This is a genomic window from Microcoleus sp. A2-C3 (genome assembly GCF_036706065.1).
In the GTDB taxonomy this organism is placed as follows: domain Bacteria; phylum Cyanobacteriota; class Cyanobacteriia; order Cyanobacteriales; family Microcoleaceae; genus Microcoleus.
This window is the reverse complement of sequence record NZ_JAUBVX010000010.1, coordinates 107,827-131,256: the sequence shown is the minus strand read 5'-3', so window position 1 is coordinate 131,256 and position 23,430 is coordinate 107,827. Positions and strand designations below refer to the sequence as shown.

The window sequence follows — 23,430 nt, the reverse complement described above, 5'->3', positions numbered from 1 at the left end:
GCGTTGCTGATTTACGGTATGAAAGGCTAAATATGCAATTCATAAAAACCAGCGTCTACAAAGCTTCTGGATTTTTCAATTATTTATTTCATACCGTAAATAAGCAACGCCAAAGAACTATTTAGAATAAAATAGCCCTGCACCATGTAGCGATCGCTTCGATATCCGCTAAAGGCTAATTAGTCAAATTTACTCGTCCCACCTTCTGAGCCACTTTTTTCGCTGCTTCGCCGGAAATAATATCACCGACTTCAACTTGCTTCAAACCTCGGTCAAGTTTGTCAAGGAAGTAAACCCTCTTCATAACTTCCTCAAAAGTAATCTCTGGTGGCATTTCCTCTACGACCTTTAAGACTCTATATTTTACTATAATACCTGACATGACCCAGACTTTTTTTGTTGAGTCTGCTCTAGGATAACAGTCTCTGTCCTCCTATCAGAGTAGTCCGTGTCAGTATATCTACAGAATCGTAGATTTACTTAGTTAGGCTAACAAATTTAGGCAGGACGACACCTAGACAGAAACTGGATTATATAAATTAGAGATTCAAATTTTACCGATAACCTCTAAGTTTAAAAGTGCTATCTGATAGATAGATAGATAGATAGATAGATAGATAGATAGATAGATAGATAAATAGATAGATAGATAGATAGATAGATAGATAGATAGATAGATAGATAGATAGATAGATAGATAGATAGCAATCAGTAGCCTCCGTATAATTACTGAATACTGGGAAATACTCAGTATTGAATGAGCAGTTTGGACAGTTGGCTAAACTGTAGTTTTGCCGATGGCTCTAAAAAAAATTGTAATTGCTCAACTACCCCCCCTCCCCTGAAACTGCCTCAAGCGAGACAGTTTCAGATTGTGAATTTTCAGCAAAAAGCTTCTTCTTAAATAAAATCAACGAGAGAATGAGGGTTTCAGCGATCAAAACGGAAAAATGAAATAATTGTGTTCAAACTTTGCAATACTTGCCTACAAAGGGTTTCAGAGATTTTATTTTTGTCCATAGGGGGGGTTGAGCAATTACAAAAAATTTTAAGTTATAATTTGCTTGAAGTGATAAAAGTGCCTTCACTCATTCGTAGGGACTCCAAGTTGTGACCGCATCAGTCTGATTTTATTTGACTGATTGCCCTTAATGTGAGGAAATTTTAAGGAATTCCCTGTTATGAATAAGCCCCTACTTCAAATTCCTTGGAAGAGGTGGAATTCGGGTCTAGCTAAATTCAACTCCTAAATTGTTGCCCATTACTTGAGAAAAATTGAGATGAAAACACTTCTAGATATAATAGAGAAAAAGAATCAGGAGTTTGCTCAGTTGCCGTTTTTCGACTATATGAAAGATGAAAGTGTTGAGCCTCGCCAAAAACTAGCATTTGCGCCAGTGATTACCCCACTGGCGCTGGAGTTCAGCGAGTTGTGCAAGCGGGTTTTGCGACAGGAACCCACGACAAACAAGATTCAAGAAATGGTGAATCGGCACACTTATGAAGAACATTTTCACTGGCAATGGCTGCTGGAAGACATGGAGAAGATGGGCATGAATTATTCCATGCCTTTCAGCGACGTTGTACGATTTATTTGGAGTGAGCACACCAAGGTATCTCGCTCCATGCTTCCTCTGTTTGAACGCTACACCTACCAAGCCGATCCGATCATGAAGCTGGTGGCGATCGAGGTTTCTGAAGTTACAGCCAATGTTTTTTTCCGGGCAACCAATCCGGTGGCAATGCAACTGCAAGCCATGACCGGGCATGAGTTCCGCTATTTTGGTATGTGTCACAATCACATTGAAAATACCCACACGCTCCATACTCCAGCCTCTTTGCAAGCCATCAGAGACATTGAAATCCCAGAGGAGATTCGCCAACAAGCGATGGAGTTGATTGATGTCGCCTTTGACTATTTTGCAGAACTGGTCAATGAATTTTTGGTTTACATTAAAACTCATTCCTACGAAAATCCGTTTGGCAAGGCGGCTCTTTCAGAGCCAGCGTTGAGCGCCGTCTAATTTATTGCCATTGGTCAGTTGTTGTAGCGATGGTAGAGGGGATAACGCTTCTGTTTTACCATCGTTTTTTAGTAGTATTACGTTTATATTTACAAATGGCTTCTGCTCTATCTATTCGATCGGTTTATGCTGAGAAAAATATGAGTGTAGTGTGAAAGTAACCTTGAGAGTGGATATAATGATAAATCCATTGTTTTGAACAGGGTTTATGCTAAAAAGCTTGATTGGAATTCCAGGGTACCGAATTCATGAAACGATTTACACCAGTTCCAGAACGGTGGTTTACCGTGGCTGGCGAGAGTGGGATCAAACCCCCGTTGTGATCAAACTTCTAAAAACGGCTTATCCCAGTCTGGTTGAATTAGCACAATTCAAGAACCAATATGCGATCGCCCAAAATTTGAACATGGCTGATGTTGTCCGTTTCTATAGTCTGGAGACCTACCAAAATCAGCTTGCTCTAATTATGGAGGACTTCGGAGGAATTTCACTCAAGGAGTATACAGCGCTTTGGGGCCAGCAATCTGAAGTGAACACCTCACTTCATAAGGCTCCTCGCTACGAGCCACTGTTTCTCACCGAATTTTTGCAGATTGCGATCGCCCTCGCTCAATCGCTCAACAATCTCTACCGTCATCGCATTATTCATAAAGATATCAAGCCTGCCAATATTCTGATTCATCCCACCACCAAGCAGATTAAGCTGATTGACTTTAGCATCGCTTCCCTGCTGCCTAGAGAAACGCAACTTTTGATTAATCCTTCAGTGCTGGAAGGGACGCTGGAGTATTTATCCCCTGAACAAACCGGCCGGATGAACCGGGGCATTGACTACCGCACCGACTTCTATTCGCTAGGCATCACCTTCTACGAATTGCTCACTGGTCAGTTGCCGTTTCAATCGGACGATGCTCTCCAACTGGTACATTGCCACATCGCCAAACAAGCCTCCGCCGTCCATAACCTGAATCCTGCCGTGCCGCCGCTCCTCTCGGAGGTGGTGAGTAAACTGATGGCGAAGAATGCCGAAGATCGCTATCAGACCGCCTGGGGACTGAAGCACGACCTGGAAACCTGTTTGCATCAATGGAACGCAACGGCCATGATTGTGCCGTTTAAGCTGGGACACCGGGATACTTGCGATCGCTTCGTGATTCCTGAAAAGCTGTATGGTCGGGAAGCGGAAGTGACCATGCTGCTGACAGCCTTTGAGCGGGTGCAGCAGGGTGCCACCGAACTGATGCTGGTGGCGGGCTTTTCCGGCGTGGGCAAAACGGCCGTCGTCCACGAAGTGCACAAGCTGATCGTGCGCCAACACGGGTACTTCATCAAAGGCAAGTTCGATCAATTCCAACGCAACATCCCCTTCTCGGCGTTGGTGCAGGCGTTCCGCGACTTGATGGGGCAACTGCTGACCGAGAGCGATGCCGAGATCGATCTATGGAAGACCAACATTCTGGCTGCACTGGGCGAGAATAGCCAGGTGATCGTCGAAGTAATTCCAGAACTCCAACGAATCATTGGCGAACAGTCTCCTGCGTCGGAACTGTCCGGCAGTGCAGCCCAAAATCGCTTTAATCTGTTGTTCCAAAAGTTCATCCAGGTTTTCACCACGCAAAATCATCCCCTGGTGGTTTTTCTGGATGACCTGCAATGGGCAGACTCCGCCTCGCTCAAGCTGATGCAACTGCTGATGAGCGAAGCAAAAAGCCACTATTTGCTGCTGGTGGGTGCGTATCGGGATAACGAAGTTTCGCCCGCGCATCCGTTAATGCAGATGATCGAAGAACTGCTGCAGGCATCGGTCACGGTCAATAAAATTGCTTTAGCTCCCTTGACCCCCATCCACCTGAATTACTTGATTGCCGATACTCTAAATGTCTCACCAGAGCAAGCAATTTCCTTGACCAAGTTGGTGCATCAAAAGACCCAGGGGAATCCTTTTTTCAGCAATCAATTTATTAAATCACTTTATGACGATGGACTGATTGTATTTGATACCTCGGTGGGCGGTTGGCATTATGACATCGCCCCAATCCGCGCTATGAGCCTGATTGAGGATGTGGTGGAATTTGTGGCCAAGCAATTGCAGAAGTTGTCGCTGGAAACCCAAAATGTCTTGAAACTGGCGGCTTGTATTGGCAACCAGTTTGACCTGGAAACGTTGGCGATCGTGTATGAGCAATCTCCCACAGAGACGGCTGCTGCTTTGTGGCAAGCCCTCAAAGAAGGAGTGATTTTGCCCAACGGCGAGGGATACAAATTATTCCCGGCCGATGGTTGGACATTTGTGACAGAAAATGCACCCATCCCTAGCGCTCAGGAAAAACCGATCGCCTCCTACAACTTTCTTCACGATCGCGTCCAACAAGCAGCCTACTCGTTGATTCCAGACGATGACAAACAGGCGACTCATCTCAAAATCGGGCAACGGCTGTTAAACAATGTGCCAGAAGCCGAGCGAGAAGCCAACGTTTTTGAGATTGTGAATCACCTTAATATCGGTATCGAGTTGATGCGATCGCAGGACGATGGCTTGCTAGTTGCTCCGCTACGGGAGCAACTCGCTCAACTCAACCTGATCGCAGGACGAAAAGCCCTCGCTTCTACCGCATACAAAGCTGCTATTGAGTATTTGACCAGGGGAATCCGCTTGCTGCGATTGGACTGCTGGCATCGTCAGTATGGGTTAACCCTGTCTCTGCATGAGTCAGCGGCTGAAGCGGCTTATCTCTGCGGAGCCTATGAGCAGATGGAGCAACTGGGTGAGGCCGTGATGCAACAAGCCAACACTTTGCTCGATCGCGTGGGCATTTACGACATCAAAATTCAGGCCTATACAGCCCAAAATAATGTGCTAGCTGCGATCGCGATCGCTCGGCAAGCGATGGCACAGTTCGGCCTCGTTTTTCCTCTTGAACCCACCCCGGCTGACATTCAGGCAGCCCTCCAAGAAACGGCTGTTCTGCTGGGCGGGCGTAATCCAGAAGAACTGGTCGATTTGCCCATGATGACGGCGGCAGACAAACTGGCAGTTGTTCAAATTGTGGCCAGTGTGGCTCCCGCTGTTTATATTGCCGCCCCAAATCTGTTTCCGTTGCTCATTTTATCGCAGGTGAAAGCCTCGATTCAGTATGGTAATGCACCCTTTTCTGCGTTCTGCTATGCCTGCTACGGAATTCTTCTAAACGGAATTTTACAAGACGTTGAAGTGGCCGCTCGGGTGGGCAAATTGGCGTTAGAGTTGAATGCCAAGTTGAATATCAACGTCATCAAGCCCACGGTTTTATATGTCGTGGGTGCTTTCATCATCTATCTGAAATCTCATCTCCAGAATGCTGTGCAGTTGATGTTGGAAGGCTATAAAATTGCGCTCGACACGGGAAATATCTACTACCTCGGCTTCAATGCGAAAGATATTTGTCAGTATTCCTATTTCCTGGGGCGGGAACTGCCTCGGCTAGAGGAAGATATGCAGGCTTATAGTCTTGTCCTGGAGAATTTCCAACAAACTACCACCCTCAACTACTGCCGGATCTATCATCAAGCGGTTCTTAACTTACTAGGCAAGGCTGAGAATGCTTGTGTTCTGACTGGTCAAGCATTGAACGAGGAAGAATTATTACCTCAGCTAATTGCTGCAAATGAATTTACAGGACTGCACTATTTCTACGTTCATAAACTAATTCTCTGCTATTTGTTTGGGGATCTGTCTTTGGCGATCGCAACTGCTACTCAAGCCAGACAGTATCTAGGAGCCGGCACCGGATACGCCACGATTCCGGTCTTTCAGTTTTATGATTCGCTCACTGCGCTGGCTGCCTATCCTACTGCTACACCGTTTGAACAGGCAGAATTGCTGCAACGAGTGACTGAGAACCAGCAAAAAATGCAAACCTGGGCCAGTCATGCGCCCATGAATTATCTGCATAAATTTGAGTTGGTGGCAGCGGAACTGTGTCGGGTGTTGGGTCAAACGGCGGTCGCGCTCGATCACTACGATCGCGCGATCGCGGCCGCCAAAGCCAACGAATACACGCAAGAAGAAGCCCTTGCCAACGAACTTGCAGCTCGATTTTATCTAGACTGGGGTAAAGAAGCGATCGCTCAGGTTTACCTGACGAATGGCTATTATGCCTACGGACGCTGGGGTGCGAAGGCGAAGCTAGATGACCTGGAACACCGCTATCCCCAACTCTTGGCTCCGATCGTGCAGGGCGAGGACGCAAGCTCTCCCATCCGGGCCGTTCGCTCCACCACCAGCGGGGCGGGACGTAACAGTTCCAGCATTTCCGAAGCTCTAGATTTGGCAACGGTGATCAAAGCATCTCATGCGCTGGCGGGAGAAATTGAGTTGGAGAAGCTACTGTCAACGTTGATGCAGGTAGTGGTTGAAAATGCCGGAGCCGAAAAATGTGTACTGCTGCTGCGACATGAGGAAAATTGGGTGATTGCGGCCCAAACCGCGACCAATGTTGATCTCGAAACTCCGTTAGAAGTGGGGGCCCAGCGCTCCCAACTCGGTGAAAATTCGGCGTTTGGCTTGCGCTCGCGACCCCTGCGATCGAGCCGCGACATTCCCCACTCCGTTGTCAACTATGTTTCCCGCACTGCCGAGCCTTTAGTGCTGGATGATGCCCGACTGGAAACGACCTTTGCCGATGATCCCTACATGATTCTACAACAGCCCAAAAGTTTGCTGTGTATGCCAATTTGTAATCGCGGCAAGTTGATTGGCATGGTGTATCTGGAAAATAATTTGACGATCGCCGCTTTCACTCGTAGCTGTCTGGAAGTTCTGCGGTTGCTCACGGCGCAGGCAGCGATCTCGCTGCAAAATGCAATGCTATACAACAAGCTTGCTGTGGCAAAAGTGCAACTGGAGAAAGCAAACCATACCCTGGAAAAGCGAGTCGAGCAGCGAACTCAGGAATTGCACAAGAAAAATCAACATCTCTCTGCCACCCTAGAGCAACTGCAACGCACGCAAACCCAATTAATTCAAACTGAGAAAATGTCAGGGTTGGGGCAACTGGTGGCTGGAGTGGCTCATGAAATCAACAATCCAGTGAACTTCATCTACGGCAATCTGATCCACACTGCTGAGTATACGGGGAATTTACTGGACTTAGTGGAGCTTTATCAACAGACCTATCCAGCGACCAACCGCCAAATTGAGGAGAAGATTACAGAAATCGACTTGGACTTCCTGATTGAAGACTTGCCCAAGATACTGAGTTCAATGAAAGTAGGGGCCGAGCGCATTCGTCAAATTGTCCTATCCCTGCGAAACTTCTCGCGACTGGATGAAGCAGAAATGAAGCCTGTTGACATCCATGAGGGAATTGACAGCACACTCATGATTTTGCAAAATCGGCTGAAAGCAAAACCCGATTGTCCTGCCATTGAAGTTATCAAAGAATACGGCGATTTACCAAGGGTAGAGTGCTATGCAGGCCAGTTGAACCAGGTATTTATGAATATTCTGGCAAACGCGCTTGATGCTTTAGATCACTACAACGCTCAGCGTTCTGTGAAAGACGCACTCAATAATCCCAGTTGCATCACAATTCGGACTAAGTTATTGACTAACAATACTCAGCCTAGTCATTCTAAAAGAGTGGTAATTCAAATTCAAGACAACGGTTCTGGGATGACACAACAGGTTAGACAACAGTTGTTTGACCCCTTCTTCACCACAAAACCTATTGGTCAAGGGACTGGATTAGGACTGTCAATTAGCTATCAAATTGTAGTTGCTAAACATGGTGGCTCCCTCGAATGCTTTTCTGAACCCGGTCGAGGGGCTGAATTCTGGATTGAAATTCCAGTTGACCAAAGCAGTAGTGACTGTACTGCCGTGGCTAGCCCTGTCAAGGTGTTTGCTGAGCTTGCTTCAAAAGTCGAGCTGTAGATACATGACGATGCAGTGGGTCTACAATCAAGTCCGGTTTTTTCTTCTTAGGAGAACGAGGTTGTTTAAGCAAAGATTTCAAGTTAACTAGCTGGGCTAAATCTGTCAAGCAAAGAGCAAATTGGGGGGGTGATAATGATCCGACACTCCTCCAGTATATATAGCAATCCTAAATCATTATCTACACTTATTATGATATAATTATATGCAATAATTGATTGTGACAATAAAAAAATGAATAACTTACAAATGCCACAGAAAGATATGGAAAAAGAAAGAGCGGCGTTAGAATCTTTCATCAAAAGCGATCGAACTGTAAGAGAACTCAAGCGATCAATAGCTGTAAGGATGGCTATCGAAGGTAGACCTTACCATGAAATTAGCAAAATTTTAGGTGTAAGTAAATTTTTTATTGGTTATTGGAAAAAACAATTTAAAACCAAAGGCGTCGCAGGGATCAAACTAGGGCATAAAGGGTCAAAAGGATATTTAACATCTCTACACAAAACTGAAGTAATCGAATGGCTAAAGAATAAAGAATATTGGGATTTCGATGAGCTAGTTACTTAGGGCTTGCTGAAAAAGCCTAAAACCCTTACATCAAAAGACTTGGGCTCGTTTTAGCGCTGAAAATGTGCAAAGATAGTAGCTAAAATGAGTCAAAAGCCCAGCACACTATCATTTTCGTAATGTACCGAAAACTTGACTAGGGCCCCAAAAGAGCCATCCAACTTTGACCTCCCCTTCGAGGGGCAATTGTCAGATGATAATCGTTGGGTAATCATGGCGAAACTAATTCCGTGGTCAGAATTTGAAGTCGAATATGCCCAAAATTTTACAGTTTCAACGGGAGCTCCAGCTTGCGTCATTTCGGATAGCATTGGGAGCATTAATCATTAAAGAAAGGTTAGGAACTAGCGACAAAGAAACAGTAGAACAAATAAGAGAAAACCCATACCTACAATACTTTATAGGCATGACAACCTATAGTAGTGAAGCACCATTCGATTCATCCATGTTCGTTCATTTTAGGCAGAGAATAGGTGTCAGTCTAGTCAACAAAATTAACGAAAAAATGGTTAAAGACCAGACAGAAGTGCCAGCAGTAGAAGTCAAACAAAAGTCATCACAAATAAGTGAGGCTAAAAATCAAGGCAAATTAATATTAGATGCAACCTGCGCGCCAGCAGACATTAAATATCCGACCGACTTAGGACTATTAAATCAAGCTAGGGAACATACCGAAAAAATTATAGATGCTCTACATACTCAAATTCAGTTACCAGTAAAAAAAAACCAAGAACATATCGAAACACAGCCAGAAAAGAATACTTAACAATAGCCAAAAACCGGAAGCCCTTACGAAAAGCACGAAGAAAAGCGATTAAAAAACAACTTCAATATATCAAAAGAAATTTGGCTCATATCGATGAAATGGGTCAGCTACAGTTGCTGAGTAAATATCATTATAAAATGCTGTTAGTGGCTACAGAGGTCTACCGTCAACAGTTATGGATGTATGAAAATAAAGAACAGAGTATTCAGGACAGAATAGTAAGTTTAACACAACCACACATCCGCCCAATTGTCAGAGGAAAAGCCGGGAAATCCGTTGAATTTGGGGCAAAAATGTCAGCGAGTTGTCGTAATGGGTACGTGTTTTTAGACCGAATTAGTTGGGATAATTTTAACGAATCTGTAGACTTAAAAACACAAGTAGAAGAATTTAAACGGTTCACGGGATTTTACCCAGAATCAATTCATGTAGATCGGATTTATCGAACGAGAGACATTCTTAGCTTGGTGCAAAGAAAGAGGGATTAGGATGAGTGGTCCACCTCTAGGAAGACCCCCGACAAATATCAGCAAGAAAATGAAGAAACAGGCTCAGTTAGACGAGAGAATTCGTAACTCAATTTGTCAGAAAATTTGGAGAAGCTAAAAGAAGATTCAGCCTTGGTAGAGTGATGGCTAAACTTTCTAATACTTCTCAAACAACCATCGCCATAACTTTTCTGGTGATGAATCTTTCTGCCCTGCTGCGGCAGGCTCTTTGGCTTTTTTGTGTCTATTTCAGAACAAACAGCTTTTTTCAGTTTTTCTACCTTTACTGATTAGCAAAAATCGTATTTACCCAAGAAAGTTTAAATAAAACTTATCTCATCAATGTGAATGCGAATTCACTCATCTTTCTAAATACTGTTTTCTGACTTTTTCAGCAAGCCCTACTTATTTAGAGGGAAAATTTGGTGTCAGCTATAAATCAAAACAGAGCTATTATGAACTTTTATATCTGGCGAAGATTACCTGGAAAAAAAACTCAGAAAATCAATCCCAAATCTGATCCCGAACTGGTCAAAAAAAAGAGGGAACAAATTAAAAATATTTTAGCCAAAAACAAGGCTGGCATAAATTCTGGAGAAATAATAGTATTTTTTTTAGATGAATGTCATCTACTTCATGGCGATATCAATGGCTACGTTTGGGGTCGATCCGATCTAAGAATTGAAGTCCAAATTACCAATTAAAAAAATAGACAAACTTATTTTGGCGCACTCAATTATCAAACCAAACAATTCCATGTTAAAGGTTATAAATCTGGGGATAAAAAATCAACAGTTGAATTCATAAAATGCTTGCAAAATAAATACAAAGAGCGGAAAATTATCTTGATTTGGGATGGAGCTAGTTATCATAAATATGGAGAATTTAGAGATTATTTGTCAGAAGTTAATCGTGACAAAGAACCTGATAATTGGTCAATCACTTGTATTTTATTTGCTCCCAATGCTCCCGAACAAAATCCCGTTGAAGATATTTGGTTACAAGCTAAAAATTTTTTACTAAAGTATTGGTATTTATGTAAGTCTTTTAAGATGATTAAATTTTTGTTTGAGTTTTTCACAAAGGAACATAAATTTGATTTCCCCAAAATTCATCAGTACACCTATACATAGAAAATGATGGCTCTTCCGTACTTATTGTGCTAATTTTTCAGGAAAATGCCAAAAAAGTAATGCCCCTATTTCAAAATTTCTCAAATTTCTAAATCCAAAACCACACCTTTTTAATAGCTTTAATTTAGTATTAATTCCCTCTACTATCCCATTTGTTGTTCTTTCTTCAAAATAGCCCACAATCTCTCCCAACCATCTTTTGATTGTTTTTACACTTTTTTTATAGTATGGTTGTGCTTTTTTCAACCAATCTGTTAATTCTAATATCCCGTCACCCAAATTATTGCTTTTTTCAAATAAAGAGTGAAACTCTTCTTTTAAAGTGTGCATAGCTCCTACTCTTAGTGAAGCATCTTTTACTTGTTTTAATTTTATTTTATCGTCGTCAGATAACTTATTTTCTGCTTTCAACAATGTATATTTACTTCCTTTTAAACTATCCAATAATTTAGATTTTTCTTTCGCTTTCAGCGATAATGCTGCCTTTTTTTGCTCAATTCTCGACTGATTTAATTCCTCATAAATCATTTTTGTCACATGAAATCTATCTACTGTTACATCAGCATTCGGGCAAATCTTTTTGACTAATGACTTATAATTACCAGTCATGTCCATACTTACTTCTTTGATCTGGCTTAAGACTTTTTCTCCCCATTCAAGCATCTTTTTTTTGATTGCTTCTTGTTTTCTTTCGGCAACTAAGCCTATTAATTTATGTGTTTCTAAATCTACTAATACAACTATAAATTTTCCTTGCCCTTTTACTAAACTAATTTCATCTATGCCGAGTTTTTGTAAGTTTTGTACATCAACCGGTAATATTTTATTCGCTACAGTCTTTACCATTGACCAAACTTCTTCGGCGTTGCTTATTTACGGTATGAAATAAATAATTGAAAAATCCAGAAGCTTTGTAGACGCTGGTTTTTATGAATTGCATATTTAGCCTTTCATACCGTAAATCAGCAACGCCCGCAATCCAAAACAACAAGACTGGCGAAATTTGAGTATAATAATATGCTGCCAATACCACGGCAAGCAAACTAGAAATTAGGATTGCTCCTCCTGCAAATCCAAGTCCAGAAGTATCAGCCAGGAAATCGCCCAAGGAAGTACCCAAAGTATTTGAAATTAGAATTGCCGTCCAATAAAGCATCTCAATTTTAGGTGTTTTGACGTTTTTGACAGATAGAGATCCAACACTGAATTGCCAAAACGCAAAAATAGCCAAAAGAAGAGTAATTAAAATTGCAGACCCTGTAGTGTAGCCAAGCCCTAAAGTACGATTCATGTAATCTGACATCGTTGTACCAGCCGTGCTGGTTGAAAGGATGACAGTCCAATAAAGCAATGGGTTATAGCTTTTTGAGGTCAATTGAGTGACAAGAGAAATTAAAAATACTCCAATTAATATCAGAGAACTAACTGCATAGCCCACATTGATCGTCATCGACAAAAGGTCTCCTGCCGTTTCTCCCAGAGTGGTTGCACATATTTTCATTATCCAGAAAAACGCGGTTATTTGTGGAAGTTTGCTCATTTTTGCGATCGGTTTATGGTACTTTTGCGGCTTCACTCTAAATGATCAATGTCAAGAACTCGGAAAGAGTGATTGCATTTGTGTTTACCAGGGATAATGTGGCAATTGCACCGTGAAACAACTGCCCACGCCTAGCTGACTTGTAACAGTAAAGGTAATCTGATGATTTGATAGTTAATCAGTCTTGTTGGTCGATCGCCATTGGGGCTAGTTTCTTCTGCTTAAAGCTTAAGTAAATAACCAGACTCATGATTATAGAAAGAAAAAGCATACTTGTTCCCACCGTACCAAAACCAAAACAACCATTTGTAGTAGGTTGTGACAATAAATCGCCAGTAGATGCTCCCAGTGGACGAGTCAAGATGTAGGCTATCCAAAATGCCAAGACAGCATTCATTCTGAAGTAATAATAACCAGTGGCTACTATCGCAATTAAAACGCCGAATACTAGCGCTGATTGTGCATAACCCAGCTTCAAAGCCTCTGCTATAAAGTCTCCTGTTGCGGTACCCAAAGCAAATGTAAATAAGATAGCAGCCCAATAAAATAGCTCTCTTTTGGCTGTGTTGATGGAGTGCATAGCTAATGTTTTTTCGTTTGAATACCACAGCAAAAAAACGGCAGACAATACAACAGTGAAAACTATATTAATTGTCGTCAAGCTAACTCCCAGCTCATCTACCAATCTATCGGTAATTAGTGTGCCAGTGATGCTCATCAACACGACTACTATCCAGTAACTCACTGGGACATACCGTTTAAGCCTAAACTGATTCAAAAGCGCAATCAGTAACACAGCGCTCATAACATAGGATGTAACGCTTAAACCAAGATTCAGGTTTACCGACAGATAATCAGCCAGAGTTTCACCTACTGTGGTTGCCAGAACCTTAATAATCCAGAAGGAACCTGTAACCTCTGGAACCCTGTTTAGTATCTTCTTCATAATATTTCTATTTTTGGTTTATTATTGAGTGTTCTAACTTTGAGATATTTCCCCAAGTAAGGGCAGGCATTGATAGCACTGCCCCTACTCTATTTGTTGCATCAAGAAAGCGAATTAGTTCGGAATTTACTTTTTGGCATCATCATTAGTTTCCCCATCGCCATCGCCACCAGCAGCCTCAGAAACTTGAACGCTGCTGCGGGGATAAACGCTCTCATTGCTCTCATTTTTGACGTTGGTTGTGTTGAGGATTTTACCGTTACCGGCATCTACACTTACTTCCTGCTGACCGATCGCAACTGAGTACACAACATTGCCATCTTCGTTTTCTAATTTGACGCGACTTGCTGTGCCACCTTTCGCTGCTTCCGCCGCCGCTTTTGCTTGTTGTGGTGTAATTTTAGCTAGAGATTGCAGGCGACTTGATTCTTGCTTTTCTTGGGCCTCGTCGTTAGTTTCGCCGTCGCCATCACTGGCTTCTGCTTTGGGATTGCTGCTATTCTGAGGCATGGCGGCAACGTGAGATTTTGCTGGCGAAGCGTACACAGTTCGGACTAATCCACTGACTGCTAAAGTACCTACCAAAGCTGCTGCTATAGCGATTTTTGTTGAGGTTTTCATGGTGTAAAACTTTTTCAATTTAGGTTTGTAGTTTCACTGTAGAGCGCAAAAGTCAAGAACTTAGCAAGATTTGTTTTAGTTGGAAAATTTTTGATTTATTTTTCGTTTTCTTCTTCACCGGATAGCAAATCGTTACCTATTGTGCGATCGAGTGGATCGTGCCACATTCTGCCGTCTAAATTATTCATGAATGGTGGAACCACATCCTTTCCCTGCGGGCCAAGCATCTTGTCTTTGCTGGCATTACCCGCAGCTAACGAGTTTTCATTAACCTCGCCGTTGCTTAAGTTGTCAACAAGAGTGATTTTAGTTGAAGTTTTCACCGTTAAATCCCTTCAATGTGAGTTGGCGATTTCACTCTACAGGGCAAATGTCAAGAACTTGGCAAGATTATCTGTCTGAAAGTTAAGAGATTTCATCCTGATTTCATTTTTGGGTGTCAACCTAAGTTAAATGGCGATTTAACCTAGGTTGAGGTGCTGTCGCGGTGAGGAGTGCGATCGCACTTAAGATAGTAAGCATCAAGCGTGCAAGCTTTCGCAGCCACAGACCAAAATACCATCAACTGCGAAAATATCTCTCGATTAATAGTCGTCTCTGCTGATGTCCGAGGGCAAGATTTTTGTTTTTTAATTACTGATATTCGCCCAGCATTGTTTCAACAGTTATACTGGCTAATTTATGAATAAGTTTTGATAAATTTCCTTGACTCGCTGTCTCAAAGTGCCATAATTTACCAATCATTGTTCTCAAAAAGTCAAGCACATGAAAACGCTCAAGTCAAGTTTAATTATTCTAGCCAGTGGCGGATTGCTATTTTTGGGAGCTTGCGGTGGCGACAAAACAAGCGATACAAATACTACTCCACCACCACCTCCTGCTGCCTCTCAACCTGCGTCTTCCGCTCCCGCCACGACTTCGGCGGCGACAGGAGCTAAAGGGGGTCAAGTTGTCAATTCTGGTGCTTACCATTTAGAGTTTGTACCTGAAAAAGAATCTACCGGAACTCACTTAGATTTGTATCTGCAAAAAGGCGAGAAAAAGGAACCAGTTGCTGACGCGAAAGTGACGGCTCAAGTGCAGTTGCCAAATGGAAAGCAACAAACTCTAGCGCTCAAATACGATCCAGAGGGCAAACATTACGCTGTTGTGTTTCCCGGCAAAGAACCCGGTCAGTATCCTGTGAAGGTGAATGCAGATATTAAGGGAGAAAAAGTAGACGGTCGTTTTACATTCACTCAGTAGTTTGACAGTCCTGGACGCACGGGTGGCTACAAACCGGGTTTTTTGCCTAATTTTTTGGCTGCAACGAAAGATTTTCGTACAAAAACCCGGTTTCTTTGGTATAAATGCGTAAATCCTGTTAAGTTATAATTGAATGATTCACTTTTAAGTAGCTAAAATTTCATCTTAATTTCATTCCTGAGACCCAAGCTAATAAATAAGAACAACAATTAGTTAAGTTTTCAGGGAACACAGCTATGAAAAAGTTAATTTACGCTACCGCCTTTACCGTCATCCTTGCATATAATGCCCCTGCTACTATTGCGGGAGGAGCAATGCAAAATGCTAATATTCCTCACCTTGTTGGTAGCGCTGCAACTCCTAATAAAGCTCGCTTTCAAGGTGCTACCCATCATTTTGAGGTTCACGTTCAGGGAAGAGCTCTTTCGGAAATTGCGATCGCCCTTCCAGACAATCTGAGCATCAGGGGAGGGATTGAGGTAAAAAATCAATCCAATCAGAAAATCAAGACTCAAGTTTCTGTCAACAACCAAAAAGCCACCGTAGTTTTTGCTCAACCAGTCGCTCCTGATACCACCATCTCAATTGATATGCGAGGTATTCATACTCCCGGTTACAGTCGCAATTGGGGGTATGCAATTTCTGGTAAAATGGTAGGAATCAACGCAGAAATTCCCCTCGGTAGAGTTGGGATTCAAACTTACTAATAGTAATAAAAATATGGAAAGATTCTGTGTTCTACTCTCATTTTGAAACAGTCAAAATTCGCGTTTATTGTGGCACAAGCGTTCAGCCCGTTGGGCTACCTGCGGTTAAAAATCTCAAATTCAAACTGCTTCCTGCATTGCCAATAACCTTCTAGTTTCAGACTTCTGCTGCCTGATTGGTAGCGAAATTACAAACTCAGTACCTTCTCCAACTCTCGAAAGGCACTCCAAGCAGCCGCAGTGCTTTTCTCGAACAATTTCGCAGCTAATTGATAACCCTAAACCCGTTCCTTTACCGGCGGGTTTCGTGGTGAAAAAGTGATTAAATATTTTAGCCTTGACTTCTTCAGTCATTCCAGGGCCGTTGTCGGAAATGCGGATGATTGCCCGATCGCCCTCCGCGACTTCCGTGCTAATCTGAATTGTAGGACAGCTTCTCTGACCATTCAAAACAGCCGCATTAGAACAGTCTCGCAAAACATCAATCGCATTGCTGATAATATTCATAAACACCTGATTTAATTGCCCTGCATAACATTCTACCAGCGGCAAATCCCCGTAATTTTTAATCAATTCGATACCCGGAAGTTTGCCGTTCGCTTTCAGTCGGTGCTGGAGAATTAACAGAGTGCTGTCGATTCCTTCGTGAATCGAAGCCACACTCATGCCATCTTTATCTAAACGCGAAAAATTACGCATCGACGAAACTATCGCGCAAATTCTGTCAGTTCCTACCTTCATTGAAGCAAGCAGTTTTGGCAAATCTTCGCTGAGAAAATCTAATTCTACTGTCTCAATTTCTTCCTGAATTTCTTCTACCGGATTGGGATAATGTTGGCCGTAGAGGTTGACCAAACGCAACAAATCTTCAACATAATTGCGGGCGTAGGTGATGTTTGCATCAATAAAGTTGATGGGATTGTTAATTTCGTGGGCAATTCCTGCTGTCAGTTCACCCAAAGCTGATAATTTTTCGGTATGTACTAATTGAGCTTGGCTTTCCTGAAGTTTTTGCAAAGCTCGCTCTAGTTCTTCGGCTTTTATTCTCAATTCTGCTTCAGATTGTTGCAGCGCTTTTTTAGCTTTTTTCCGCTCTTGAACTTCTTTAATTAAATAATTATTTGCTCGAGAAAGTTTGCCAGTTCTTGCTTGCACTCGCTGTTCCAATACTTCGGCTAGTTCAGCCAGTGCTGTCTCGGCTTTCCGGCGTTCTGCAATCTCATTTTCTAATGCTAAATTTGCGGCTTCTAGCCTTGCTGGGCTGGGGAGAGCAAGGGCAAAAGGCATCAATGTTAATAGCAACAAAACTGAACTACCAGCGACGAAAGCCGTAATCGCTTTCATGAATTGTGAGACTAAAGACTCAGGAAACCATAGATACCATGTTTCGATTACGTGAATTGTGCCGCAGGTGACGAAGAATGCTCCGAATACCAGAAACATCCACTGAAACGGGATATCTCGCCCTTTGTAAAGCGAGTAAACCAGCATTGTGGGAATTGCATAATAGGCAATTACGATCAGAACTTGCAGCCATTCCCAATTAAGCATTCCAGAGTTTGCTGAAACTGTAGCAATTGGTAAGTCAATCATAAACAATCCTTAGTTAATTTGAATTGGGTTTAAATCTCACTAATTTTAAGTTGCTAGATAGATGCACCCTGTTGTTTGCACTTAATTTCCTATTTCGTTACTGCTGTTTTTTGATTTGAATGGAAAAAAGACTCGACCGCCCAAACTTTGAAAATAAATCCCGCCAACGGTCATTAAGAACGCGAAATAAGCAAGGCCCTGCACCAAATAAAGCTTGTCAGTGTAGCCAAACATCGCGCTCAGCAACAAACCGGGAAACTTTTCTTCGGGAAGCACTTTCGAGGTATTCCAAACCATCGGGCCGAGAATGCAAGAGTGTACTTTGGCAAATCTTTCGTAATAGAAACACATCCCTGCTGACTCGCGATTTGCTTGCGATAAAATATTCACCGCGCTGTCAAATAATCCTAAAGTAGATACCACTAAACCCGCTACAATGAAGAGCAATAAAATGCCCATATACTTAAAAAACAAGCGGATATTAATTTTCACTCCCCATTTAAACAGCAGCACGCCAACTCCGGCGGCTGAAAGTATTCCTCCCAAAGCGCCGATGGCTGGAAGAATGCCTTGTTGAAACTTAGCGACGACAAACAAAACGGTTTCAAATCCTTCGCGCAAAACGGCAATTAAAACTAAACTAAATACGCCCCAACCGGCATGAGAGTTTTGCGTTAAGGCAGCACTTACTGCGCCTTCAACTTCGGCTTTCATAAATCGCGCTTGCTTGGTCATCCAGAGCAGCATCCAGCTCAGCATTGCTATTGCTAAAACTCCAAAACTTGCCTCTAGCAGAGATTCCATAATTGGTGCAAAGGGCTGATTGGATGCGGACAAAATTTGAATAGTCCAGCCGAACAGTACACCTATCAAAGCGCTGGCAATAAGTCCGACGGCGACACCGCCGAAAACCCAAGGATTTAAATAACTTTGTCCCGATTTTTTGAGGCAAGCTAGAACGATTCCGACAACTAATGCTGCTTCCACTCCTTCGCGGAGAGTAATTACAAATGTGGGCAATGCTTCGCTAAAATTCATCTTTTTAGTTAAGGTAATATGTGGAGGTAATTGGTATATTTTTATCCAATTACCGTTGGCGGTTTGAGTTAATTATTCAAAACTTACGCATCAAAGCAAAGAAACCGGGTTTTTTGACTCTTATTGAAGGTTTTGGGCAAATATTTGGGTTGAAAAACCCGGTTTCTAGCTACCCGTGCGTCGAGGACTATCTTTTAGGATGCGGGTTTGAGAACTTTTTGGCTGTCGTTCTCGATCGTCTTAATTAGCAAGGCGACTTGTTCGGTGGTTTTTATCGGGGCTGGCGGCGCGATCGCAGTTGGCCAATTTGCCTTAAGTTCAGTCATGTTGGCAACAATTGCTTTGTCGATATCCGGGTTAGTTTTAGCCACTTGAGCGGCAATATTTTGGTACAGCATTTCCGCGTACATGACGAAACCCCGCGAATCTTGGTATTCAATAACTGCGGAAATTTTGCCGTTAGCAACTGCCGCTCCGTATTCGGAATTAGCTGTATCTAGCAAGCCGTTAATCACTTGCAATACGAATTTCGGATCTTGGCGCTGCGCTTCGGGAAGGGCGGCAATTGCTCCATCTACAGCTTGCATTGATGTATTAAATTCTGCATTTACTTGAGCCGGATCTTTTGCACCCGCTTTAATTAAATCCTGCAATTTAATTAAAGTTGTCTTAAATTCGGGAACTTTTCGCTCGTTTAGCTGGTCTTCTACGTCGGCATAAATTTCTTCTACCGGGTGACCGATGTGCGGTTCGGCTTGGTCTGGTTTGCCTGCATCCAAGAGTTCTTTGGCTACAAAAAGATGCCCTTTCATCAAGCCGAGTTTAGTCATGTAGTCTACATCTTTGGCTTCCCCTGTGAGGACGACATCTTCAATAGTCACCATGTCTTTAATTTGGTCGAATTGGGCTTGATTGATGACATTTTTTGAGACCAATTCTTCTGTTTTTCCGTAGGGGCGGCTGGCTTGAATTTTGTTAGAAAGTGCCGGGATTCCTAACTTGGCTTCGAGTTTATCTAACTCCGAAAGAATGGCGGTATTAATGTTAATTCCGCCTTTGCCGCTGTGATTCATGCTGTGGCCGCTTGTTGCTGCGGGACTAGCAGTGGCGGTGGGTGAGGCGGTGCTGCCGGTGTTGCTGGCGGTGGGGGTGGAAACGCAACCAGTCAAAGCAACGAGGATTGCTGTAGCGGCGGCTGTGGGTAATTGGCGAAAGGATGGTAACATGGCAGTTGATGATTTTTTGGTTAGGTGCAGTAGGACTCGCCTGTTATCAAGAAAGTTTCTTAATTATTTGCGAGTTAATGATTCTACCTATTTATGATAAATTTGGGTAGATAATTTAAGATTTTCTTAACTTAAATAGACGCAGATCGATCGCGATTTGGGTTAAGCGATGACTTCAAATAAACCCATGCAGCCTGCTTCGGCGATCGCATCTTGATGGGGATGAAACATATATTTTCCGCCGTAGCCGTAGCTAAATTCTAAAATATGTCGTTCAGCTACTCCCATTGTAATGACATCTGTTTTCTCGCTGGGAGTTAAAGTCATTCCCGTACGATATACGTCAAAAAAATTGGCGTGCAGGTGAAAAGTCACTGCCGATTCATACTCAATCATGTTCATTACATACAGCCGGATAAGCTGATTTTTGTAAATTTGAATCGGGTTGTTCATGTAATAATTTGGCATCCCGTTAAAAGCGTAAAGTTCATTTTTTTCGTCATCGTTTACGTCGTATCCTCCCATGATTAACAGGATTTCGTCTGCCGGAGGGCGGGGTTTTGGCGGATCGATAATGAACATTCCATAAAGTCCTTTACCGATGTGGCGCGTTACGGGTGCAACGTGACAGTGATATAGATGCAGCCCGTAGGGAAGTGCGTCAAATTCATATATAAATGCAGCGCCGTTTCTGATCGGTTTAACGCCATCCATTTCTGTAGGATGAACGCCGTGAAAGTGCAGTGAGTGAGAATGTCCCGCTTTGTTAGAAAAAATGACGCGGATGCGATCGCCCTCAGTTGCTCTCAATGTCGGCCCCGGCACGCGATTGTTCACATTCCAGGTGTTGAAACTAACGGCGCTGTTAAGCTGGACGATCGATGTGTTAGCTTCCATGCGAAATTCGCGCACCGTGCGCCCGTTTTCCCGCGTCACCGTGCCGTAATCGAAATCCCGCGCAATTTGCATCGGGTTGATCGTGCTAGCTGCGACTGGATCGGCAGCCATTGGTGGTATTCTCGCCGCAGCCGATCGCCTTTGGGTAAAATTTTGCAGTGCGATCGCTGCGCCCGCTACCCCAGCACCACCTATTCCTAGCTGTAGGAGTTGGCGGCGAGTCCAGTGCCCCGGCTTTTTCATCGCGGAGCGATCGGATAAGTCTGCCATACTTCTTGATAATAATTGTCAAAATTTGGGCTGCATTCGAGTATAAGACATTTCCAGCTTATTGTCAATTTTTGTCAATTGTTATTTTTTTATGCGAACTCAAGAGATTTCATACTGATTTCATTTAAGTGTGTCAACTTATATATTGGGGGTTGGCGCTGGCGGCAGCTAACAATGTATACAGATTGACTGCTGTAAATTAATCTTATGAGAATTTTGCTAGTTGAAGACGAGCCAGATTTAGGAAAAGCGATCGATCGCACTTTGAAGCAAGAAAAATACATAGTTGACTGGGCCCAGGACGGAAATGAAGCTTGGGAATATCTAGACAGTCAGTGGACACAATACACCCTAGCCATTTTTGACTGGTTGCTTCCGGGATTGTCGGGAATAGAACTACTGCGAAGATTGCGCGCAAAACATAGTTTTTTGCCAGTTTTGATGCTGACAGCCAAAGACAGGATGGAAGATAAAGTCGCGGGATTGGATGCGGGGGCTGACGATTATTTGGTCAAGCCTTTCGGGATGGCGGAACTGTTAGCAAGGTTGCGCGCATTACAAAGGCGATCGCCCCAAATACAGCCTCAACAGCTACAAATTGGAAATCTCGCCTTAGATTGCGGGAATCGCACGGCTTGTCATCTGAATCAAAACGGCACAAACCAGACAATTTCGCTGACTAACAAAGAATTTCAACTGCTAGAATATTTCATGAAACATCCGAACCAAATTGTCACAACCGACCAAATTCGGAATCAGATATGGGAAGCCAGCGCAGATACCTTTAGCAATGTAGTAGCCGCTCAAGTGCGCTTGCTGCGGCGCAAACTCGAATCAGTTGGCTGCGCGAATTTAATTGAAACTGTCCACGGTGTTGGATATCGGATGAGAAATTGAAAGAAACCCGGAGGGCGGACACGAGTACCGCCCCTAAAGAAACAGAAACTCTGCGTTGTATGCGGTTCACAAAAAAACATCAGGCTCAACTACCAATTACCAATTCTCAATGCCCAATGCCCAATGCTCAATGCCCAATGCCCAATGCTCAATGCCCAATGCCCAATGCCAAATTATGAAATGTGAATCAAAACAAACTATTTAATCGAACTCGATCGCAATTAGCCATTTCCTATGCCGCAGTAATGGGTTTGATTTTAAGCTTGTTGGGATTTGGCGTGTATAAGGCAATCGCCCACGCGCACTGGATCGCCATAGATCGCGAACTAGAATCGGTAGCGGGGACACTCCACGACAGCCTCGAAATCAAGCTACAGCAGCCAGGACGCTTGGAACCAATCGTCAATGAACTTTTGCCAAACCTCCGCGTAATTGGAGTTAACGGCCTTAAAGAAAAGTTGCCCCATCGCCATATTTTAAGCGCGATTAACCAAAGCTATTACTATATCCGTTTATTTGATAATTCAAAAAAATTGATTGCAACAGCAGGCGCTTATCCCGAAGCATTGCCGCCGACATTTAACTCGCAACACTGGCAAACGATCGCTGACAGCCAAGGCAATATTTATCACCAAATTTCTGTATCGCTGCACACTAGAACACAGCAAGATTGGGGATATTTTCAAGTAGGGCGAAGTTTGCAAGATTTCAATAGTTATCTAAGTACAGTGAGATTAATTTTGAAATTGGGATTGCCGACAGCGTTAATTTTGGTAGGCTTTTCTAGTTGGTGGCTGGCTGGATTGGCAATGAAACCGATTTATTCTTCCTACCGACAAATCCAACAGTTTACGGCGGATGCTGCCCACGAATTACGAACACCTTTAGCGGCATCCCAAGCAACAGTAGAATCAGCCCTGTTGATGCCAGCATTGGATGAGAAAGAAGCGCGGGAAGTTTTGCGAACTGTCGATCGCCAAAACCGACGATTGACTCAGTTAGTGGCTGATTTGTTGCTGTTGGCGCGGATGGACTCTCAAGCGATCGCCGATCGCCCTCAGCTTTGTTGTTTGAATGACTTGGTTAGCGATTTAGTCGAGGAATTGGCGGCTTTGGCGATCGCCTCCGAGGTAGCGCTAACATCCGAAATGCGCGTACAGCAGCAGTTGAATGTTGTCGGAGATGCCGATCGACTTTACCGTCTGGTTACTAATTTAATTGTGAATGCCATTCAATACACTCCGGCTGGCGGAAAAGTCACAGTTATCTTAGATTCCAGTCACCAAGAGGCGATCATTCAGGTTCAAGATACCGGGATTGGGATAGCGGCGGCAGATTTAGCGCGCATATTCGATCGATTTTACCGAGTTAATAGCGATCGATCGCGCCATACCGGCGGATCGGGACTCGGATTGGCGATCGCCCAAACCATCGCCCGCGCCCACCGCGGCAGCCTCAGCGCCCGCAGCGAATTGGGTTTCGGCAGCACCTTTGTCCTGCGGTTGCCTTTGTAAGGTACTATGTGAGGGAAACCGAATCATCTTTTTAGGGTAAT

At 43.4% G+C, this 23,430-nt stretch carries 18 protein-coding genes and 2 pseudogenes; 10 read left to right on the top strand and 10 right to left on the bottom strand.

Annotated features, from left to right (window positions below):
* Positions 1 to 175: 175 nt before the first annotated feature.
* On the bottom strand, positions 176 to 382 hold the full coding sequence (locus tag QUB66_RS08395; RefSeq protein WP_332967173.1) for a hypothetical protein: 207 nt from the start codon (positions 380 to 382) through the stop codon (positions 176 to 178).
* Positions 383 to 1,280: 898 nt separating this feature from the next.
* On the opposite strand from QUB66_RS08395, the gene QUB66_RS08390 reads away from it, so the two are divergent.
* The 6 genes and pseudogenes from QUB66_RS08390 to QUB66_RS08365 all read left to right on the top strand — a co-directional run.
* The gene (locus tag QUB66_RS08390) at positions 1,281 to 2,024 is read left to right on the top strand and encodes a hypothetical protein (protein ID WP_332967174.1); all 744 of its coding nucleotides are present in this window, start codon (positions 1,281 to 1,283) and stop codon (positions 2,022 to 2,024) included.
* A gap of 208 nt (positions 2,025 to 2,232) precedes the next feature.
* A complete protein-coding gene (locus QUB66_RS08385; protein ID WP_332967176.1) occupies positions 2,233 to 7,938 on the top strand; it encodes an AAA family ATPase in 5,706 nt (1,901 codons plus the stop codon).
* 234 nt (positions 7,939 to 8,172) lie between these two features.
* Positions 8,173 to 8,508: a helix-turn-helix domain-containing protein gene (locus QUB66_RS08380; RefSeq protein WP_332971222.1), complete on the top strand. Its 336-nt coding sequence runs from the start codon at positions 8,173 to 8,175 to the stop codon at positions 8,506 to 8,508.
* Positions 8,509 to 8,627: 119 nt separating this feature from the next.
* Positions 8,628 to 10,052 (top strand): annotated as a pseudogene (locus QUB66_RS08375) (IS5 family transposase).
* Between the two features lie 135 nt (positions 10,053 to 10,187).
* Positions 10,188 to 10,466, top strand: a complete 279-nt coding sequence (locus QUB66_RS08370; protein ID WP_332967178.1) for a hypothetical protein — start codon at positions 10,188 to 10,190, stop codon at positions 10,464 to 10,466.
* 15 nt (positions 10,467 to 10,481) lie between these two features.
* Positions 10,482 to 10,895, top strand: a pseudogene (locus QUB66_RS08365) (transposase); the annotation flags it as partial.
* Positions 10,896 to 10,916: 21 nt separating this feature from the next.
* Here QUB66_RS08365 and QUB66_RS08360 read toward each other — a convergent pair.
* The 5 genes from QUB66_RS08360 to QUB66_RS08340 form a co-directional block, all read right to left on the bottom strand.
* Positions 10,917 to 11,741 carry an ISL3 family transposase gene (locus QUB66_RS08360; protein ID WP_265237650.1) on the bottom strand — a complete coding sequence of 275 codons (825 nt, stop codon included), beginning with the start codon at positions 11,739 to 11,741 and terminating at the stop codon, positions 10,917 to 10,919.
* Positions 11,719 to 12,435: a COG4705 family protein gene (locus tag QUB66_RS08355; RefSeq protein WP_332967180.1), complete on the bottom strand. Its 717-nt coding sequence runs from the start codon at positions 12,433 to 12,435 to the stop codon at positions 11,719 to 11,721. Before QUB66_RS08355 ends, QUB66_RS08360 begins: the two co-directional genes overlap by 23 nt.
* 178 nt (positions 12,436 to 12,613) lie before the next feature.
* Positions 12,614 to 13,381 (bottom strand): COG4705 family protein, encoded by a 768-nt coding sequence (locus QUB66_RS08350; RefSeq protein WP_265237654.1) that lies wholly within the window; start codon positions 13,379 to 13,381, stop codon positions 12,614 to 12,616.
* 126 nt (positions 13,382 to 13,507) lie between these two features.
* The gene (locus QUB66_RS08345; RefSeq protein WP_332967182.1) at positions 13,508 to 14,002 is read right to left on the bottom strand and encodes a PepSY domain-containing protein; all 495 of its coding nucleotides are present in this window, start codon (positions 14,000 to 14,002) and stop codon (positions 13,508 to 13,510) included.
* A 95-nt stretch (positions 14,003 to 14,097) separates the two neighbouring features.
* The gene (locus QUB66_RS08340) at positions 14,098 to 14,325 is read right to left on the bottom strand and encodes a hypothetical protein (RefSeq protein WP_332967183.1); all 228 of its coding nucleotides are present in this window, start codon (positions 14,323 to 14,325) and stop codon (positions 14,098 to 14,100) included.
* A 442-nt stretch (positions 14,326 to 14,767) separates the two neighbouring features.
* Here QUB66_RS08340 and QUB66_RS08335 point away from each other — a divergent pair, with 442 nt between their 5' ends.
* Both QUB66_RS08335 and QUB66_RS08330 read left to right on the top strand, forming a co-directional pair.
* The gene (locus tag QUB66_RS08335) at positions 14,768 to 15,247 is read left to right on the top strand and encodes a hypothetical protein (protein ID WP_332967184.1); all 480 of its coding nucleotides are present in this window, start codon (positions 14,768 to 14,770) and stop codon (positions 15,245 to 15,247) included.
* Positions 15,248 to 15,483: 236 nt separating this feature from the next.
* Positions 15,484 to 15,954 (top strand): DUF2808 domain-containing protein, encoded by a 471-nt coding sequence (locus tag QUB66_RS08330; RefSeq protein ID WP_265237662.1) that lies wholly within the window; start codon positions 15,484 to 15,486, stop codon positions 15,952 to 15,954.
* Between the two features lie 120 nt (positions 15,955 to 16,074).
* Here the strand turns inward: QUB66_RS08330 and QUB66_RS08325 are convergent, their stop codons facing one another.
* From QUB66_RS08325 to QUB66_RS08310, 4 genes are all read right to left on the bottom strand, one after another.
* Complete coding sequence (locus tag QUB66_RS08325; RefSeq protein ID WP_332967187.1) at positions 16,075 to 17,547, bottom strand: sensor histidine kinase; 1,473 nt, start codon at positions 17,545 to 17,547, stop codon at positions 16,075 to 16,077.
* An 81-nt stretch (positions 17,548 to 17,628) separates the two neighbouring features.
* Positions 17,629 to 18,585, bottom strand: coding sequence for an FTR1 family iron permease (locus tag QUB66_RS08320; RefSeq protein ID WP_332967189.1), 957 nt, complete (start codon positions 18,583 to 18,585; stop codon positions 17,629 to 17,631).
* 194 nt (positions 18,586 to 18,779) lie between these two features.
* Entirely contained in the window at positions 18,780 to 19,811 is a 1,032-nt protein-coding gene (locus QUB66_RS08315; RefSeq protein WP_265237667.1) for a helix-hairpin-helix domain-containing protein, read from the bottom strand.
* A gap of 162 nt (positions 19,812 to 19,973) precedes the next feature.
* Positions 19,974 to 20,978 (bottom strand): multicopper oxidase domain-containing protein, encoded by a 1,005-nt coding sequence (locus QUB66_RS08310; RefSeq protein ID WP_265237669.1) that lies wholly within the window; start codon positions 20,976 to 20,978, stop codon positions 19,974 to 19,976.
* Positions 20,979 to 21,185: 207 nt separating this feature from the next.
* Here QUB66_RS08310 and rppA point away from each other — a divergent pair, with 207 nt between their 5' ends.
* Positions 21,186 to 21,875, top strand: coding sequence for a two-component system response regulator RppA (rppA, locus tag QUB66_RS08305; protein ID WP_265237671.1), 690 nt, complete (start codon positions 21,186 to 21,188; stop codon positions 21,873 to 21,875).
* Between the two features lie 182 nt (positions 21,876 to 22,057).
* On the top strand, positions 22,058 to 23,389 hold the full coding sequence (gene rppB, locus QUB66_RS08300; protein WP_332967191.1) for a two-component system sensor histidine kinase RppB: 1,332 nt from the start codon (positions 22,058 to 22,060) through the stop codon (positions 23,387 to 23,389).
* Positions 23,390 to 23,430: the final 41 nt, after the last annotated feature.

Coding starts and splice junctions, on each gene's coding strand:
- QUB66_RS08395 (WP_332967173.1), bottom strand. CDS start 382: ATGTCAGGTATTATAGTAAAATATAGAGTCTTAAAGGTCGTAGAGGAA.
- QUB66_RS08390 (WP_332967174.1), top strand. CDS start 1,281: ATGAAAACACTTCTAGATATAATAGAGAAAAAGAATCAGGAGTTTGCT.
- QUB66_RS08385 (WP_332967176.1), top strand. CDS start 2,233: ATGCTAAAAAGCTTGATTGGAATTCCAGGGTACCGAATTCATGAAACG.
- QUB66_RS08380 (WP_332971222.1), top strand. CDS start 8,173: ATGAATAACTTACAAATGCCACAGAAAGATATGGAAAAAGAAAGAGCG.
- QUB66_RS08360 (WP_265237650.1), bottom strand. CDS start 11,741: ATGGTAAAGACTGTAGCGAATAAAATATTACCGGTTGATGTACAAAAC.
- QUB66_RS08355 (WP_332967180.1), bottom strand. CDS start 12,435: ATGAGCAAACTTCCACAAATAACCGCGTTTTTCTGGATAATGAAAATA.
- QUB66_RS08350 (WP_265237654.1), bottom strand. CDS start 13,381: ATGAAGAAGATACTAAACAGGGTTCCAGAGGTTACAGGTTCCTTCTGG.
- QUB66_RS08345 (WP_332967182.1), bottom strand. CDS start 14,002: ATGAAAACCTCAACAAAAATCGCTATAGCAGCAGCTTTGGTAGGTACT.
- QUB66_RS08335 (WP_332967184.1), top strand. CDS start 14,768: ATGAAAACGCTCAAGTCAAGTTTAATTATTCTAGCCAGTGGCGGATTG.
- QUB66_RS08330 (WP_265237662.1), top strand. CDS start 15,484: ATGAAAAAGTTAATTTACGCTACCGCCTTTACCGTCATCCTTGCATAT.
- QUB66_RS08325 (WP_332967187.1), bottom strand. CDS start 17,547: ATGATTGACTTACCAATTGCTACAGTTTCAGCAAACTCTGGAATGCTT.
- QUB66_RS08320 (WP_332967189.1), bottom strand. CDS start 18,585: ATGAATTTTAGCGAAGCATTGCCCACATTTGTAATTACTCTCCGCGAA.
- QUB66_RS08315 (WP_265237667.1), bottom strand. CDS start 19,811: ATGTTACCATCCTTTCGCCAATTACCCACAGCCGCCGCTACAGCAATC.
- QUB66_RS08310 (WP_265237669.1), bottom strand. CDS start 20,978: ATGGCAGACTTATCCGATCGCTCCGCGATGAAAAAGCCGGGGCACTGG.
- rppA (WP_265237671.1), top strand. CDS start 21,186: ATGAGAATTTTGCTAGTTGAAGACGAGCCAGATTTAGGAAAAGCGATC.